Source organism: Hylemonella sp. GW821-FHT10B10, assembly GCF_059415585.1.
The window spans coordinates 420,350-435,556 of the sequence record NZ_JBWKNN010000003.1 but is presented as its reverse complement, the minus strand read 5'-3'; the positions used below and the strand labels follow the sequence as shown (position 1 = coordinate 435,556).

15 protein-coding genes and 1 riboswitch are annotated in these 15,207 nt (G+C 64.8%); of the genes, 9 read left to right on the top strand and 6 right to left on the bottom strand.

The features are described from left to right. The first annotated feature begins 22 nt into the window (after nt 1-22). The 8 genes from AC07NT_RS15595 (at nt 23) to AC07NT_RS15560 (ending at nt 7,227) form a co-directional block, all read left to right on the top strand. Nucleotides 23-1,630 (top strand): MFS transporter, encoded by a 1,608-nt coding sequence (locus tag AC07NT_RS15595; RefSeq protein WP_498599206.1) that lies wholly within the window; start codon nt 23-25, stop codon nt 1,628-1,630. Beyond that, a complete protein-coding gene (locus AC07NT_RS15590) occupies nt 1,627-2,367 on the top strand; it encodes a sulfite exporter TauE/SafE family protein (RefSeq protein ID WP_498599207.1) in 741 nt (246 codons plus the stop codon). The genes AC07NT_RS15595 and AC07NT_RS15590 overlap by 4 nt, the downstream gene beginning before the upstream one ends. Nucleotides 2,368-2,438: 71 nt before the next feature. Beyond that, nucleotides 2,439-2,524: riboswitch (cyclic di-GMP riboswitch) on the top strand. Between the two features lie 110 nt (nt 2,525-2,634). Further along, a complete protein-coding gene (locus AC07NT_RS15585) occupies nt 2,635-2,868 on the top strand; it encodes a hypothetical protein (protein WP_498599208.1) in 234 nt (77 codons plus the stop codon). A gap of 19 nt (nt 2,869-2,887) precedes the next feature. Further along, nucleotides 2,888-3,442, top strand: coding sequence for a hypothetical protein (locus tag AC07NT_RS15580; protein WP_498599209.1), 555 nt, complete (start codon nt 2,888-2,890; stop codon nt 3,440-3,442). Nucleotides 3,443-3,555: 113 nt separating this feature from the next. Next, nucleotides 3,556-3,912 carry a DUF1304 domain-containing protein gene (locus tag AC07NT_RS15575; protein ID WP_498599210.1) on the top strand — a complete coding sequence of 119 codons (357 nt, stop codon included), beginning with the start codon at nt 3,556-3,558 and terminating at the stop codon, nt 3,910-3,912. A 157-nt stretch (nt 3,913-4,069) separates the two neighbouring features. Next, nucleotides 4,070-6,421: an AsmA family protein gene (locus AC07NT_RS15570; protein WP_498599211.1), complete on the top strand. Its 2,352-nt coding sequence runs from the start codon at nt 4,070-4,072 to the stop codon at nt 6,419-6,421. Nucleotides 6,422-6,489: 68 nt separating this feature from the next. Continuing rightward, nucleotides 6,490-6,909, top strand: a complete 420-nt coding sequence (locus AC07NT_RS15565; RefSeq protein WP_498599212.1) for a PaaI family thioesterase — start codon at nt 6,490-6,492, stop codon at nt 6,907-6,909. Between the two features lie 42 nt (nt 6,910-6,951). Continuing rightward, entirely contained in the window at nt 6,952-7,227 is a 276-nt protein-coding gene (locus tag AC07NT_RS15560) for a KTSC domain-containing protein (RefSeq protein ID WP_498599213.1), read from the top strand. Nucleotides 7,228-7,382: 155 nt separating this feature from the next. Here AC07NT_RS15560 and AC07NT_RS15555 read toward each other — a convergent pair whose 3' ends face one another. From AC07NT_RS15555 to AC07NT_RS15530, 6 genes are all read right to left on the bottom strand, one after another. Then, nucleotides 7,383-7,895 carry a Rossmann-fold NAD(P)-binding domain-containing protein gene (locus tag AC07NT_RS15555; RefSeq protein WP_498599214.1) on the bottom strand — a complete coding sequence of 171 codons (513 nt, stop codon included), beginning with the start codon at nt 7,893-7,895 and terminating at the stop codon, nt 7,383-7,385. A gap of 188 nt (nt 7,896-8,083) precedes the next feature. Continuing rightward, complete coding sequence (locus AC07NT_RS15550; protein ID WP_498599215.1) at nt 8,084-9,109, bottom strand: AraC family transcriptional regulator; 1,026 nt, start codon at nt 9,107-9,109, stop codon at nt 8,084-8,086. 5 nt (nt 9,110-9,114) lie between these two features. Continuing rightward, on the bottom strand, nt 9,115-9,879 hold the full coding sequence (locus AC07NT_RS15545; RefSeq protein ID WP_498599216.1) for a glucose 1-dehydrogenase: 765 nt from the start codon (nt 9,877-9,879) through the stop codon (nt 9,115-9,117). Between the two features lie 281 nt (nt 9,880-10,160). Next, complete coding sequence (locus AC07NT_RS15540; RefSeq protein ID WP_498599217.1) at nt 10,161-11,003, bottom strand: NAD-dependent protein deacetylase; 843 nt, start codon at nt 11,001-11,003, stop codon at nt 10,161-10,163. A gap of 106 nt (nt 11,004-11,109) precedes the next feature. Then, entirely contained in the window at nt 11,110-13,326 is a 2,217-nt protein-coding gene (locus AC07NT_RS15535; RefSeq protein WP_498599218.1) for a malate synthase G, read from the bottom strand. 29 nt (nt 13,327-13,355) lie between these two features. Beyond that, nucleotides 13,356-14,078 (bottom strand): haloacid dehalogenase type II, encoded by a 723-nt coding sequence (locus AC07NT_RS15530; RefSeq protein WP_498599219.1) that lies wholly within the window; start codon nt 14,076-14,078, stop codon nt 13,356-13,358. 175 nt (nt 14,079-14,253) lie between these two features. Between AC07NT_RS15530 and AC07NT_RS15525 the strand changes: the two genes are divergently transcribed. Next, nucleotides 14,254-15,162 carry a LysR substrate-binding domain-containing protein gene (locus tag AC07NT_RS15525; RefSeq protein ID WP_498599220.1) on the top strand — a complete coding sequence of 303 codons (909 nt, stop codon included), beginning with the start codon at nt 14,254-14,256 and terminating at the stop codon, nt 15,160-15,162. Nucleotides 15,163-15,207: the final 45 nt, after the last annotated feature.

The following is a 15,207-nucleotide window of genomic DNA, read 5'->3' as shown; positions in this document are numbered from 1 at the left end:
CCGTGTCAGACCACCCGCCCCGATGACGTCCCCCGCTCCCTCCGACAACGCCCCTCCGTCCGCCCTGGCCCCGCTGCGCCTGCCCGTGTTCCGCATGCTGTGGGCCACCTGGCTGACCGCCAACGTCTGCATGTGGATGAACGATGTCGCGGCCGCGTGGATGATGACCTCGCTGACCACGACTCCCATCTGGGTGGCCCTGGTGCAGACCGCCTCCACCCTGCCCGTGTTCCTGCTGGGCCTGCCCAGCGGGGCCATGGCCGACATCCTGGACCGCCGGCGTTATTTCATCCTGACCCAGTTCTGGGTGGCCGGCGTGGCGCTGCTGATGTGCGTGACCATCCTGGCGGGCTGGATGTCGCCAACGCTGCTGTTGCTGCTGACCTTTGCCAACGGCATCGGCCTGGCCATGCGCTGGCCCGTGTTCGCGGCCATCGTGCCCGAGCTGGTGCCACGCACCCAGCTGCCGGCGGCCCTGGCGCTCAATGGCGCGGCCATGAACGGCTCGCGCATCATCGGGCCGCTGGTGGCGGGCGCCCTGATCGCCAGCGCCGGCACGCTCTATGTCTTCCTGCTCAATGCCGCGCTCTCCGTGATCGCCGGCTTCACCATCATGCGCTGGCGCCGCGAGCACAAGCCCCACCCCCTGGGCCGCGAGAAACTCTTCAGCGCCATGCGCGTGGGCCTGCAGTTCGTCGCGCATTCGGCGCGCCTGCGTGTCGTGCTGCTGCGCATCGCCCTCTTCTACAGCCACTGCACCGCCGTTCTCGCGCTGCTGCCACTGATCGCCAAAGGCCTGCCCGACGGCGGCGCCGGCACCTTCACGCTGCTGCTGGCCGCCATGGGCCTGGGCGCCGTGCTGGCCGTGCTCTTCCTGCCGCGCATGCGTCAGGCCATGAACCTCAACCAGCGGGTGGTCTTCGGCACCAGCCTGCAGGCTGCGTCCATGGCGGTGATGGCCTTTGCGCCCAACGTCTACGTGGCGGTGCCCACCATGTTCCTCGGCGGGGTGGCCTGGATCACGGTGGCCAACTCCCTGAGCGTGTCGGCCCAGATGGCCCTGCCCAACTGGGTGCGCGCCCGCGGCATGTCCATGTACCAGATGGCGCTCATGGGCTCCGGTGCCATCGGTGCCGCCGTCTGGGGGCAGGTGGCCACCTGGAGCAGCGTGCAGACCAGCCTGCTGGTGGCCGCCATCTCCGCCATGTTGACCCTGTTCCTGGCCCGCCGCTACTGGGCAGGCCAGCACGGGGAAGAAGACCTGACACCGGCAAGCGAGTACACGCAGCCGGTCCTCGACACACCACCGCCCGCCGGCCACATCCTGGTCACGATCGAATACCGCATCGATCCGGCGCAGGCCGAAGCCTTCAAGGCCGTGCTGGAAGACAACCGGCACAGCCGCCTGCGCCGCGGTGCCCTCCACTGGGAGCTGCTGCACGACCTGAGCCAGCCGGGCGTCTACGTCGAACACATCGTCGACGAATCCTGGACCGATCACCTGCGCCGTTTCGAACGCATGACCGCCGACGACGTTGCGCTGCGCGAACGCGCGCGGGCCTTCCACATCGGGGACGCCCTGCCAGTCGTGAAGCGTTTTGTCATCGAGGGCACAGTGCGCCACACATGAGCGAATACCTTCCCATGCTGCTGATCTGCACCGTCGGCCTGGGCGCCGGCGTGCTGGGCGGCGTGATCGGCTTCGGCACCACCATCCTGCTGATGCCACCACTGGTGCACTTCTATGGCCCCATGCAGGCCGTGCCCGTGATCGCCCTGGTGGCCATCGTGGCCAACCTGGCCCGCGTGGGCCTGTGGTGGCGCGCGATCGACTGGCGCGTCTGCGGCGTCTACAGCGCCACCGCCGTGCCGGCCGTGGTGCTGGGCGCCAACACCCTGGTGCAGTTCAACCCGCGCCTGATCGAGCTCATCCTGGGCAGTTTCCTGCTGCTCATGATCCCCGCGCGGCGCTGGCTGCGCCGCCAGGAATTCAAGCTGCGCCTGTGGCACATGGCTCTGGTGGGCGCGGTCATCGGCTACCTCACGGGCATCGTGGCCTCCACCGGCGCCATCAACACCCCCTTCTTCCTCTCCTACGGCCTGCTCAAGGGCGCCTACATCGGCACCGAAGCCGCCAGTTCCCTGGCCGTCTTCCTGGCCAAGGGCGCCACCTTCCACCAGCTGGGCGTGATCGACAGCCGCGCCATCGGCCAGGGCCTGCTGATCGGCGCTTTCGTGCTGGCCGGCTCCACCCTCTCCAAGCGCCTGGTGCTGCACCTGCCCGAGCACCGTTTCCTGCAGCTCATGGAGGCCGTGATGCTGGTCTCGGGCATGTCCATCCTGTGGATGGCCTGGCCGGAACGCTGAAAACGGGCGCACCCGGGCAACAGGGCTGGCTTTTTGCAGCCGCTGCTATATAGTCGCTTCTGGAATTTCCGAGTTCACCCAGGCACACCCGTACGAAAGTCGGGGTCGCAAAGCCTCCGGTCTAAGGCCCTCAGGGCACGATAGCGGGGTTGCCGTCAAGGCGGGGCAACAGCCCCCCTCTTGCCGCAAGCGGAACGCTACGCCAGCGCTCCGTGTTTTGCCTCCCCGCCCTCTGCCCCGTGCCATCTTTTGCAGGGAAACACGCGCATGGATCCTCAGTCTCACGAACGCACCGCGGGCCCGCAGGACCGTCCGGCGCGCGCGCGCCTGTCGCCCTCCCTGCCCGGTTCGCTGGATCCGCAGCGCGACAAGCTGCGCTTCTGCATCGGTAGCGCCTGCCAGGCCGACCGGCCGCTGGCCGGCGGGGTGGAAACTTCCCCCGGCCGCTTCAGGTGTGCCAACTGCTGGGCCATCTTCCAGGCCCGCATGAAATTTCGTTAACCCGCGACGAAGGACAGACATGCTTTCCTCCATCAAATCCCTGCTCGGCAACCCGACGAACCCCTCCATCGCTTCCGAACGCATGCCGGCGGACGAAGGCATGCATTACCGGCGCGAGATGCTCCACCATTCCGTGCGCGAAAGCATGCTGGCCATGGAGGTGCTCTCCAATATGTACAAGTTCAAGGTGGTGAACGTGGACCCGCGGCACCATATCTTCATCGTCATGGTGGAGGTGAGCAAGCTCTTTGCAGCCAAGTGGAACGGCACGCCTGCCAGCTTTTCCCAGATCGAGCGGCGCATGATCACCGGCGCCCTGAACCGGGCCGGCGTGCAGCTGCAAGCCGTGTTCTGGCGTGTCGACGAGACCGTGGACACCTATGCCATGCCGGCGCGCAGCGCGGATGGCGCCAGCACCGCCGGTGTCGCCCTGCGCCGACGGGAGGTTCCGGGGGATGTCTCCCAGGCCAGCATCCGTCTGGCGCGCCGCGCCGCCGAAGCCACACCGGAAATGGAGCCGCCGACACCGCCTGCCGGCAGCGAGATCAGCGGCACCCAATACGGCCAGCTCTGAGGTGCCCCGGGCGGACTGGACCGCCGCCTGCACGCCACAGTCTGCGCCTGCCTTGGCTTGTCAGCGCCGGGCGTATCACCGCATACTTGCGCACCCCCACTGAAGGAAACACCATGGCCATCCTCGCCTCCATCGTCATCGTCCTCGTCGCCCTGCTGCACATCTACTTTCTCGTGCTGGAAATGTTCCTCTGGGACAAGCCGGCGGGTCTGAAGGCCTTTGGCCAGACGCTGGAGAAGGCCCAGGCTTCCAAGGTGCTGGCCGCCAACCAGGGCCTGTACAACGGGTTCCTCGCTGCGGGCCTGCTCTGGGGGCTGAGCCTGGGCGCGGCCGGCACGCACATCCAGGTCTTTTTCCTGCTCTGCGTGCTGGTGGCCGGCCTCTACGGCGCGGCCACCGCCAGCCGCAAAATCCTCTTCGTGCAGGCTCTGCCGGCCGCACTGGGGCTAGTGCTGCTCCTGCTTGCCTGAGCAGCCCCTCGGCCGGACCGCTGGGCACAGCGCTCCGGCCTGCGCCGGGCTTGCCCGGGTGCACTGCGCAGCCAGCTGCGCAGTCGTTACCACAACTTACAGACGGCAACAGCGGCTTCATCAAGAATGATCCTCCCGCCCCCACGCCCTGTTCCCCATGAGCAAGCCCAGCAAGAAAACCCCCGCCGCGCCCGAGGCTGCGCCACCGGGTTCGCTCAAGCTCGCCTTCCTGGGCTGGTACGGGGTGGTCGGTGTCACGCTGGCTTACCTCACGCCCGTCAAGCTGCCCTTCTCCGAAGGTTATGCCAAGGAGCACTGGCGCCACGCGTTGGCCAGCCTGGTGCTGGTGCTCATGCTTATCGGCGGCCTGATAAGCCTGGCCTTTCACCTGCTCGACGCCAATGACTTCAAGGCGCAGATCGTCGACTACGTCAAGACGCACAAACAGCGCGACCTGGTGCTCGAGGGCGACATCCACATCACCTGGTTCCCCCAGCTGGGCCTGGAAACCGGCAAGCTCAGCCTGAGCGAACGCCGCGGCGGCAGCCAGTTCGCATCGGTCGAGAACGCGCGGCTTTATGTGGCCTGGTGGCCGCTGCTGCGCAAAGAGGTGCAGGTAGAGCGCATCGTGCTCGATGGCGTGCAGGCCAGACTGCTGCGCCACCCCAACGGCAGCACCAATTTCGACGACCTGCTGGAACCGGCCGACTGGATGGGTGAGCTGCAGTTCGCCGTGGAGAAGGTGCGCGTGCTCGACTCCACGCTGCACTTCCAGGACGAGGCCACGGGTCAGGCCTTTTCCTTGCACGAACTCAAGCTGGAAACCGGCCGCCTGGCCGACGCCACGGCCGGCCAGGTGCAGGCCAGCGGGCGCCTGTCATCGGCGCAGCCCCTGCTCAATGTGCAGGTGCAGCTGGACGCGCAGTTGCTCTACGACCACGCCAGCCAGCGCTACGAACTCTCGCAGATGGACGGCCATGCGCAGGGCGAGGCCCTGGGCGTGAAGGAGCTGGCGCTGGATTGGCGGGGCAAGCTCAGCACCTGGCCGGCCCAGCACAAGCTGCTGCTGGAACCCTTCAGCGCCACGGCGCGCGGCAAGCTGGAGGCAAACCAGCTGGAGGGCAAGCTCAGCGCCGCACGCGTGGAGCTGGCAAAGGGCCTGTGGCAGGCCAGCGCCCTCAAGCTCGAAGGCAGTGTGCAAAACGAGCCGACCCAGCTGACCGGCACGCTGCAGACCACAACGCTGGAGGTCGGCCCCAAGGCCTGGAAAAGCGCTGACGTGTTGGCCAACCTGGAATTCAAGAACACGAACAGCCTGCTGCAAGGCCGCGGCAACAGCCCCCTGCTCTACGACAGCGAGAAACGCCAGCTGCAACTGGAAGCCTTGAGCAGCAGCTGGAACATCACCCACCCCCTGCTGGCCGCGCGGCTGCAGGCCACGGTCAGCGGCAAGCTGCAGGCTGCACTGGCCGCACAGGAAGTGACGCTGGACCTCAAGGCCGGCGTGGACGACAGCCAGCTCAGCGGCCGCGTGCAAGTGCAGGATTTCAAGTCACCGGCCTGGACCTTCGACCTCGCCGCCAACACATTGGACTTGGACCGCTACCTCGTCAGCGACTGGACGCGCCGCCTGCAGGAAGGCACACAGGCCCAGGACCTGGCCCGGCTCAAGACCCTGAACCTGCGCGGCAAGCTGCGCAGCGATGCCTTGCGCGCGGCTCGCCTGCAGGCCAGCCTGTTCAGCGCCGAGCTGCGCGCTGCTGCCGGCACGCTCAGCGTGGAACCGTTCACAGCCAAGCTGTACGGCGGCAGCACATCCGGCGCGCTGAACTTGAGCGCCGGCGAAACACCGCAACTGAGCTTGCGCCAGAAGCTTTCGGACGTGCAGTTCGACGCGCTGCTGGCCGACCTGCTGCCCGGCGGCGAAGCCCAGCTCAGCGGCAAGGGCCAGCTGATCCTGGACCTGGCGGCCCAGGGCAGCAGCCTGGTCGCGCTGCGGCAGTCGTTGACCGGCACGGCCAGCCTGGCGCTAGTGCGTGGCACGCTGGCCGGCGTCGACCTGCCCGAAGCCCTGCTCGCAGGCAAAGACCAGCTGGGCCTGAGCGGCGCGGAGCGCCGCGACAGCGTGCGCCTGACCGAGACCACCACCTACAACGAACTCAAGGCCAGCCTGACCCTGGCGCAGGGCAAGGCGCGCAGCGAAGACCTGCTGCTCAAGTCCCCGCTCTTCACGAGCAAGGGCGAAGTGGACCTGGACCTCGACAGCCTGCAGGTCGACGCCTGGCTCGACACCACGGTGGCGATGGGCCTCAAGCGTGCCAGCGCGGGTGAGCTGGCCGAGCTCTCGGGCATCAGCATCCCCATGCGTGTCAACGGCCCCATGAACGCGGCCACGCTCAGCTACAACCTGGGCGAAGCCAGCGGCGGCGGCCTGCCGCGGCTGGCGCGGGCCAACCAGGCGCGCCAGGCCGCCAGCCTGAGCGTCGCCGCCCCGGTCAACGCCCGCTAGCCCGTCGCAGCCGCGACAAGGGCCGGCACCGGCCCTCACTACATTGAGGCTTCTACACAGGAGCCGCCATGTCCACCTTCGCCACCCTGGCGCAACTGCGCGCCTTCAACCAACTGGCCGCTTTCAACCGCTGGGCCGGCATCGAAGTCACACAGGCCGAAACGGGCAACGCCGAACTCAGCCTGGCCTGGCGCGCCGAGTTCGGGCAGTACGCGGGTTTCATGCACGCAGGCATGGTGGGCGCCCTCATCGACACCGCCTGCGGTTTTGCCGCCGCCACCGTCGCCGGGCGTGTGCTGGCCGTGCACTACAGCGTGAATTGCCTGCGCCCTGCCGTGGGTGAACGTTTCATCGCACGGGCCCGTGTGGTCAAACCCGGCAAGACGCAGGTCTTCACGGCCTGCGAGTTGTATGCGGTGCAAGAAGGCGTGGAGAAACTCGTGGCCACAGGCGAGGCCCTGCTGACGCCGGTCGGCGACGCCGGCTGAGGCCATCTTGCGCAGGACCTGAGCGCCGTAGAGAATGCGCCCATGCAGAGCAAGACCTTCACCGTGGGCCGCATCCGCCGCGCGGATTACGACGAGACCACCCAGCAACTGGACCTGCACTGGGACAGCAAGACCGTGCAGGCCTACAAACAGGTGCCGCAGGAAGTCTTTCGCCGGTTGTGCAGCGCGCCGAACCCGACCACCTATTGGGAGGACAGGATTGCGGAGGAGTATCCGAAAGGCGTGCCGATGAGCAAGGGGGCGGGTTCGGACGATGCCGCGCAGAAGTTTCGTGATCTGTTTGGCGGTGGAGACTGACGCCTACCGGCCAAGAGCAGTCGTTGGCCAATGGCTGCTTCGGGCGACGGATTCGGACTTCTGCAATACGGCGGAAGCGATCTGCGGCTCGCTAAATTCTTGATCCTTTTTCTTAAGTCTTCTGTCCCCGTTTTGTCAGATGGCGGGCTGTCGTTCTAGCGCAGCTCAGCCTTTGAGAGAGACACGGCATAGATAGCAGGCGCGTCGAGCACTGGTACATGTACGCCATGGCGGGCAATCTGTAGCATTGCTTGGCCGATGACCTCGGTGCTAAGCACATGCGATGGGAACAGCTTTCGGCCGACCGTGAGCAACGGACCAAGCACCTTGTAGAAGACACGGTACGAATCTGTTTTCGAAACTTGATTGTTTAGCGGCTGGATAACAGCGGGCCTGATTGCGTGCACGCGTTTGAAGGGGAGTCGAAGGAGTGCGTTCTCAGTCTTGCCTCGCACGCGTGCCCACATGGAATTACCTTGCTCGCTGCTATCAGCTCCAGCTCCAGAGACGTACACGAACGTGGCGTTGGGGCTCAGATCGGCCAAGCGCTCCGCGATCAACAGCGTCAATCGGTAGGTCACGGCGGTGTACTGTTCTTCCGTCATACCGGATGACGACACGCCCAAGCAATAAAAACAGGCATCCACACCACGCAGTTCATCGTCCAAGATAGTGGACGGGTCGATTGCGAAGTTGGGCCGCACTGATTGAATAAGCTTGGCATGAGCCATAGCAAGTGCGGTACGGCCAACCGAGACCACTTGTTCGACATCGGGCGCACGAAGGCACTCTCGCAGTACGCCACCGCCCACCATCCCTGAAGCTCCAAATATCAGAACGCGCATTGTTGACTCGCCTAGTTGTCCGTGTGGCCGACAGCAGTGTGTGCATCACGCCAATCGGAAGGGGTCTGGTTCTCCCATTGCCTGAAGGCACGGAAGAATGAGTTCTGGTCTTCGTAGCCCAGCAGATAGGCAATTTCGATAAGCGTGAGTGAGTTGTCTGCCAGATGCTCGAGTGCCATCTGATGTCGGGTCTGACTCACCAAGGTTTGGAAACTGACACCTTCATCCGTCAGGCGGCGTTGTAGAGAGCGTTCGCTCATTGCAAGTTCAGCGGCCACCGAGCGAATATCCGGGCGACCGGCTGTCAAACGACGTCGCAGAACCCACTTGGTCTGCTCCGCCACAGAATCGGAAGCCCCGTGATGTTCAAGGCGCCTGTCCAGTTCCGGTGCAAGAACATCGATCAGTTCCTTGTTGTGAGTGATGAAAAGCTTGTCGAGGTCTTCTCGTCGGAACGCAATTCGGTCGATCTTCGTGTCGAATTTGATGTCACAGCTGAAGTACCTCTCAAGTGCAGACCTTGACGCGGCCGGACGAGCGAGCTCCAGCGACAGAGGTGCGAGGCGCTCACCTGTTCCTCTGCGTCCCAGCTCCACGAACGACGCCATCGTCGCGTCAACTAACGAACGCGGAGCAGTTTCTGAACCTCCATGAGGCCACCGGATGACGAGCTCACCTCCGTCAGCAAAATCTTTGACCGAAACGTCTTCGGGTGCGCACAACCGCTTGAAACGGGCAACCCGACTCAGTGCGTCGCGGAACGTTCGGGCGTGCTGTGCCGCGACAAAAGCGAGAGGCATCACAGCCCCGTCCAGACCCGTTGCGATACGAAGGCCAATGGTCGAGTCTTGGCTAACAGTTTCGATGGCCCGCCACAGGGCGAAGAACTGCGTCGTGGCAATCGGCGCGTCGTCCCTCAGCACGCTCAGAGGCAGGTTCGCGCGTCGAATGACCTCTGCACGGTCAACCCCGGCCCGCTTGAGGCCCTCCCACAGCGTGGCCGGAATCTTCAACTTGTCTGAAACGGTGCTGTTCATTGCCCTTACTTCGCTTGGAAGCCGCCATCTACGTTGAGGATGTGACCGGTGACGAAGCTGGCTTCTTCCGACAGCAGCCAGCAGATGGCGTTGGCGACTTCTTCGGGGCGGCCCAGGCGATTCATGGGGTGCATCGCCGAGATGCTTGTTTCGTTGTAGTTGGGGTCACCGCCGCTGAGCTGGACGGCGATGATGTCGGTCTTGATGGCGCCAGGAGCCACGCCGTTGATTCGGATGCCTTGAGTCGCGTGATCCAGAGCAGACGACTTGGTCAGGCCCACCACTGCGTGCTTGGTCGAAGCGTACGGAGCACTCCAGGCGATGCCATTCAGGCCGGCGATGGACGCCAAGTTGACGATAGCGCCGCCACCTTGTTCGACCATCTGAACGAGTTCGTGTTTCATGCTGAAGTACACGCCCATGATGTTGGTCTCGACCATCTCACGGTAGTTGTCACTGCTCGACTGCACAAGAGTGCCAGTCTCGTTGGACACGCCAGCGTTATTGACCGCCATGTCCAGGCGACCGAACTCAGCCACGATGCTGTCAATCATCGTCTTGACCGCGGCTTCATCGGCCACGTCGTTTTGCACGAAGCGAACTTGTGCACCGTTGCGGGCCGCAGCAGAAACCTCGGCGACGGCTGCCTTGCCAACTTCGGCACGACGACCGCTCATGATGACAGTGACGCCTTTGGCGGCAAGCTTGAGGGCGACGGCCTTGCCGATGCCAGTGGCGCCGCCAGTAATCAGGGCTACTTGATTGGACATTTCAGACTCCTTTTGATAGACCGAGAGAAGTTCTCGGGATGTAAGAAGTCTAGGAGTTCGATGGCATGAGTAATATTCAGATCACGCCACATGATATTCTAAATACGCCAGCCAAGGGCTCAGCCACTTGCTTGAACCGAAGTTGCCAGGCAGCCCAGCCAGCATCGGGAAGATTCGGACTTGGCTTGTTCTGAGTTCTATAAAGGGTAGCGGAGACAGCAACCGCTGCAAAGCGGACCTTCGGTAACCAATACCTAGGGGCTGTTATGGGTCGACAGCCGTCAACCCTGGGCGGTGGTCTCTTCCGCTTGCCGCGAAGTCAACGCGACTAATGCCTCGCCGACTTCTGCTTCCACTTTGAGACACAAGACCGTGTCGGCACGTGTTCGCCCCCGGTTCACTGCCACCACTGGTTTTCCGGATGCAACCGCTTCCTCCACAAAGCGATAACCCGAATACACCATCAGCGAGGACCCAGCCACGAGCACGGCGTCCGCCTGAGCCAACGCCTCTCGCACGGCGGCCACACGATCACGCGGCACGCTCTCCCCAAAGAACACCACGTCGGGTTTGAGCATGCCGCTGCAGGCCGGGCAATCTGGTACGTCGAAGGCCGCAAAGTCCAAGCCATCCAGATCTGCATCCCCATCGGCCAGGCTGCGCGCATCAAGCCCCAACCAATCCGGGTTGCGTGCCATAAGTTGTTCTTGCAAGTCACGGCGCGGAGAACGCGAGCCGCAGCTCAGACAACAGACGGTGTCGATACGGCCATGCAGGTCCACGACGTTGGCGCTGCCCGCGGCCTGGTGCAGGCCATCCACGTTCTGCGTCACGAGCAAGGCCACACGCCCTGTCCGTTCCAGCTGCGCGAGCGCGTTGTGCGCAGCCGTGGGTTGCGCATGGGCCATGGTGCGCCAGCCCAGCATGCTGCGCGCCCAGTAACGCTTGCGCGCAACGGGGTCACCCGTGAAGACCTGGTAGCGCATGGGTTCACGCTGTTTCCAGGCGCCGTTTTCATCGCGGTAGTCGGGGATGCCGGCGGCGGTGCTGCAACCGGCGCCGGTGATGACCAGCAGGCGCGGGTGCTTCTGTACAAATTCGATCAAAGGCTGCAGGCCGTCCATGCGGAGATTGTGCGGGCTTTGCGTGACCAACGGGAGCCAAGGGATAAGCCGCGCCCATGAAAAACGGCGCTCGCAGGCGCCGTTTCCTCCTGAGTTTGTGTCCAGGTCAAGCCACGGCCTTGACCCGCAGACGCCAGGCGTGCAGCAGCGGCTCGGTGTAGCCGCTGGGCTGCTCCAGGCCCTTGAAGACCAGGTCGGTAGCGGCCTTGTAGGCGGCGGAGGTGGCGAAGTGGCCGGCCATCTTCTGGTACAGCGGGTCGCCGGCGTTCTGCTGGTCCACCACGGCGGCCATGCGCTCGAAAGCGGCGGTCACCTGCTGTTCCGTCACGACACCGTGCAGCAGCCAGTTGGCGATGTGCTGGCTGCTGATGCGCAGCGTGGCGCGGTCTTCCATGAGGCCCACGTTGTGGATGTCGGGCACCTTGGAGCAGCCCACACCCTGGTCGATCCAGCGCACCACATAACCCAGGATGCCCTGGCAGTTGTTCTCGATCTCCTGCTTGATCTCTTCGGCGCTCCAGTTGGGCTTGGCGGCGACGGGGATGGTCAGCAGGCCGGTGAGCAGCTTGTCTTCGAGCTGCTTGAAGTTCTTGGCGGTGGCCTGCTTTTCCAGTTCGTCCTGGATGGCGGCCACATTGACCTGGTGGTAGTGCAGCGCGTGCAACGTGGCGGCGGTGGGCGAGGGCACCCAGGCCGTGTTGGCGCCAGCCAGCGGGTGCACCACCTTCTGCTTGAGCATGGCAGCCATGAGGTCGGGCATGGCCCACATGCCCTTGCCGATTTGCGCGCGGCCCTTGAGGCCACAGGCCAGGCCTTCGAGCACATTGCTCTTCTCATACGCGTCGATCCACTCGGTGCCCTTCATGGCGGCCTTGCGGATCATGGGGCCGGCGTACATGGCGGTGTGCATCTCGTCGCCGGTGCGGTCCAGGAAGCCGGTGTTGATGAAGGCCACACGGCTCTTGGCGGCGGCAATGCAGGCCTTGAGGTTGACGCTGGTGCGGCGCTCTTCGTCCATGATGCCGAGCTTGACGGTGTTCTCGGCCAGGCCTAGCAGCTGCTCGACACGCGCGAACAGCTCGGAGGCGAAGCCCACTTCGGCCGGGCCGTGCATCTTGGGCTTGACGATGTAGATGGAGCCGGTGCGCGAGTTGCGCACGCCGTTCTGCGTTAGACCCTTGAGGTCGTGCAAGGCGATGGTGGTGGTGATGACGGCGTCCATGATGCCTTCATGGATCTCGCTGCCGTCGCCGTAGAGGATGGCCGGGTTGGTCATCAGGTGGCCGACGTTGCGTACGAAGAGCAGGGAGCGGCCGTGCAGGCGGATCTCTTCACCGGCCGAGCCCTTGTAGACGCGGTCGGCGTTGAGGCGGCGCACAAAGGTCTTGCCGCCCTTGGCGACTTCTTCGGTCAGCGTGCCCTTGAGGATGCCCAGCCAGTTGTCATAGGCCAGCACCTTGTCGTCGGCGTCGACCACGGCCACGGAGTCTTCCAGGTCCAGGATGGTGGACAGTGCAGCTTCCATCAGCAGGTCGCTCACGCCGGCGCTGTCGCTGCGGCCGATGGGCGTGCTGCGGTCGATCTGGATTTCGATGTGGATGCCGTGGTTGCGCAGCAGCAGGGCCGAGGGGGCAGCGGCGCTGCCCTGGTAGCCGATGAACTTGCTGCAGTCGACCAGGGTGTGCTTGCTGCCGTCGGCCTGCGCCACCATGAGCTTGCCGCCTTCGACGGTGTAGCCAGTGGAGCCCACATGCGTGCCCTTGCGCAGCGGAGCCACGCGGTCCAGCACATGGCGCGCGTATTCGATGACCTTGGCGCCGCGTTTCGGGTTGTAGCTCTTGCCGTCGGCACCCACCTTGGTGGCGCCGCCGTCTTCGGGCAGGGCGTCGGTGCCGTAGAGCGCGTCGTACAGCGAGCCCCAGCGCGCGTTGGCGGCATTGAGCGCGTAACGCGCGTTCAGGATGGGCACCACCAGTTGCGGGCCGGCCTGGACGGCGAGTTCGGCGTCCACATTGGTCGTATCGCTGTGCACCTCATCGGGCACGGGAACCAGATAGCCGGTCTTTTCCAGGAAGGCGCGGTAGGCCTTCATGTCCTTGATGGGGCCGGGGTGGGCCTTGTGCCAGGCGTCCATCTCGGTCTGCAGGCGGTCACGCTCCTTGAGCAGGGCGGCGTTTTTGGGGCCCAGCTCATGGGCGATGGCGTCGAAGCCCTTCCAGAAGGCGGCGCTGCTGATGCCGGTGCCCGGCAACACCTTGTCTTCGATGAAGCGGTAGAGCTGGGTGGCCACCTGCAGGCGGTGAGCTTTGGTGCGTTGTGTCATGGTCTGGACCTCCAAGTTTTGAAATCGGTTCAGGCGGCTGGAAAGAAATCCAGCACGGCGCTGAAAGTGCTGCCGGTGCGCGTGGGCTGGGTGCCCAGCTCTTCAAACGGCAGCGCGTAGCGGTTGACCCACAGGGTCTGGTAGCCGTACCAGGTGGCGGCCAGGGCGTCCCAGCTGTTGCTGCTGACAAAGACGATCTGGGATGCACGCAAACGGCAGGCCTGTTCGCCCAGGGCGTAGGCCTCGGGGTGGGTCTTGTACTTGCGCACGGCGTCCACGCTGATCACGTGGTCCAGCAGGCCTTCCAGGCCTGCGCTGCGCACGGCGATGCCCAGCATCTCGGGGTCGCCGTTGGACAGGATGCCGGTGACGATGCCGCGCGCCTTGAGGGCCTGCAGCACCTCGCGGTTCTCGGGGAAGGCGCTCAGGTGCCGGTACTGGTTCATGAGCTGCAGCTCGGCCTCGGGCGTGAGCGCAAGCTTGAGGCGTTTGGCCGCGTAGCGCAGGCCGGCGAGCGTGAGCTGCCAGAAGGGCTGGTAGTGCGCGCCGTCGTTGCTGGTGGTGACCAGGCGCGTGTATTCGATCTGCTTCTCGCGCCAGAGCAGGCCCAGGGCCTCGCCCTGGCCGGGGAACAACTGCTCGGCCACCAGACCGACGCTGTAGACATCGAACAGAGTGCCATAGGCGTCGAACAGCACTGCTTGCGGCGGCTGTTTCGACACGGATGGGGCAATGGCACGGGTTTTGTCCATGCCTGCACTTTATTTGATACTTTCTAAACCATTAATACCAAAATAATTCCTAAATTGAAAACAAAAAGTATCGAATCGATTTTCAGGCCTCGGCAGGTATGATTTGGACAGTTTGGGGCCGGCGGCATGATTTCCGGGCCTTTCCGCAGCATCTTCGGCTTACTAGCAGCTATTCATGTCCATCCCCTTCGACCTGGTTGACCTGCGCCTCATGGTGCGCATCGCCGAAGCCGACAGCCTGACCAAGGGGGCCGAGGCCGCCCATATGTCGGCCCCGGCCGCCAGCACCCGGATCAAGAACATCGAGGAAAGCCTGGGCGTCAAGCTGCTGCACCGCAGCTCCCAGGGGGTGACGCTGACGCCGCCCGGCCAGGCCCTGGTGCACCACGCCCGCCTGGTGCTGGGCCAGCTGGAGCATCTGCGCACCGACCTGCAGGAGTACGCGCGCGGCATCCGCGGCCATCTGCGCGTGCACGCCAACACCACGGCCCTGGGCGAGTTCCTGCCGCCCGTGCTGCGCTCTTACCTGCTGGACCACCCCGACGTGAACGTGGACCTGCAGGAACGCCTGAGCCATGACATCGTGCGCGCGGTGTCCGAAGGGCAGACCGACATCGGCATCGTGGCCGGCCTGGTGCGCACCGAGAACCTGCAGGTGCTGCCCTACCGGCGCGACCGTCTGGTGCTGGTGGTACCGCGCGGCCACGCCCTGGCCGGCGCCAGCGCCGTGAGTTTTGCCGACACGCTGGACCTCGACCACATCGGCCTGCACGAGAGCAGCGCCATCCGCGCCTTTCTGCAGCAGATCTGCGAAGGCCTGCACCGGCCCATGCGGCAGCGCATCCAGGTCAGCAACTTCGAGGCCGCCTGCCGCATGGTGGAGGCCGCCGTGGGCGTGGCCATCCTGCCGGGCTCGGCCGCGCACCGGCATGCACAGACCATGGGCATCGTCATCGTGCCCCTGGCCGACCCCTGGGCCGAACGCGCCATGCAGATCGTGGTGCGCAGCCTGGACGCGCTACCGGCGTACGCGCGGGAACTGGTGGATTTGCTGGTGGAGGATGCGCGGCAGGAGCCAACTTAGGACCAGCACAAGGACATGACACTGGCATGAAACCCGTACGCTTGG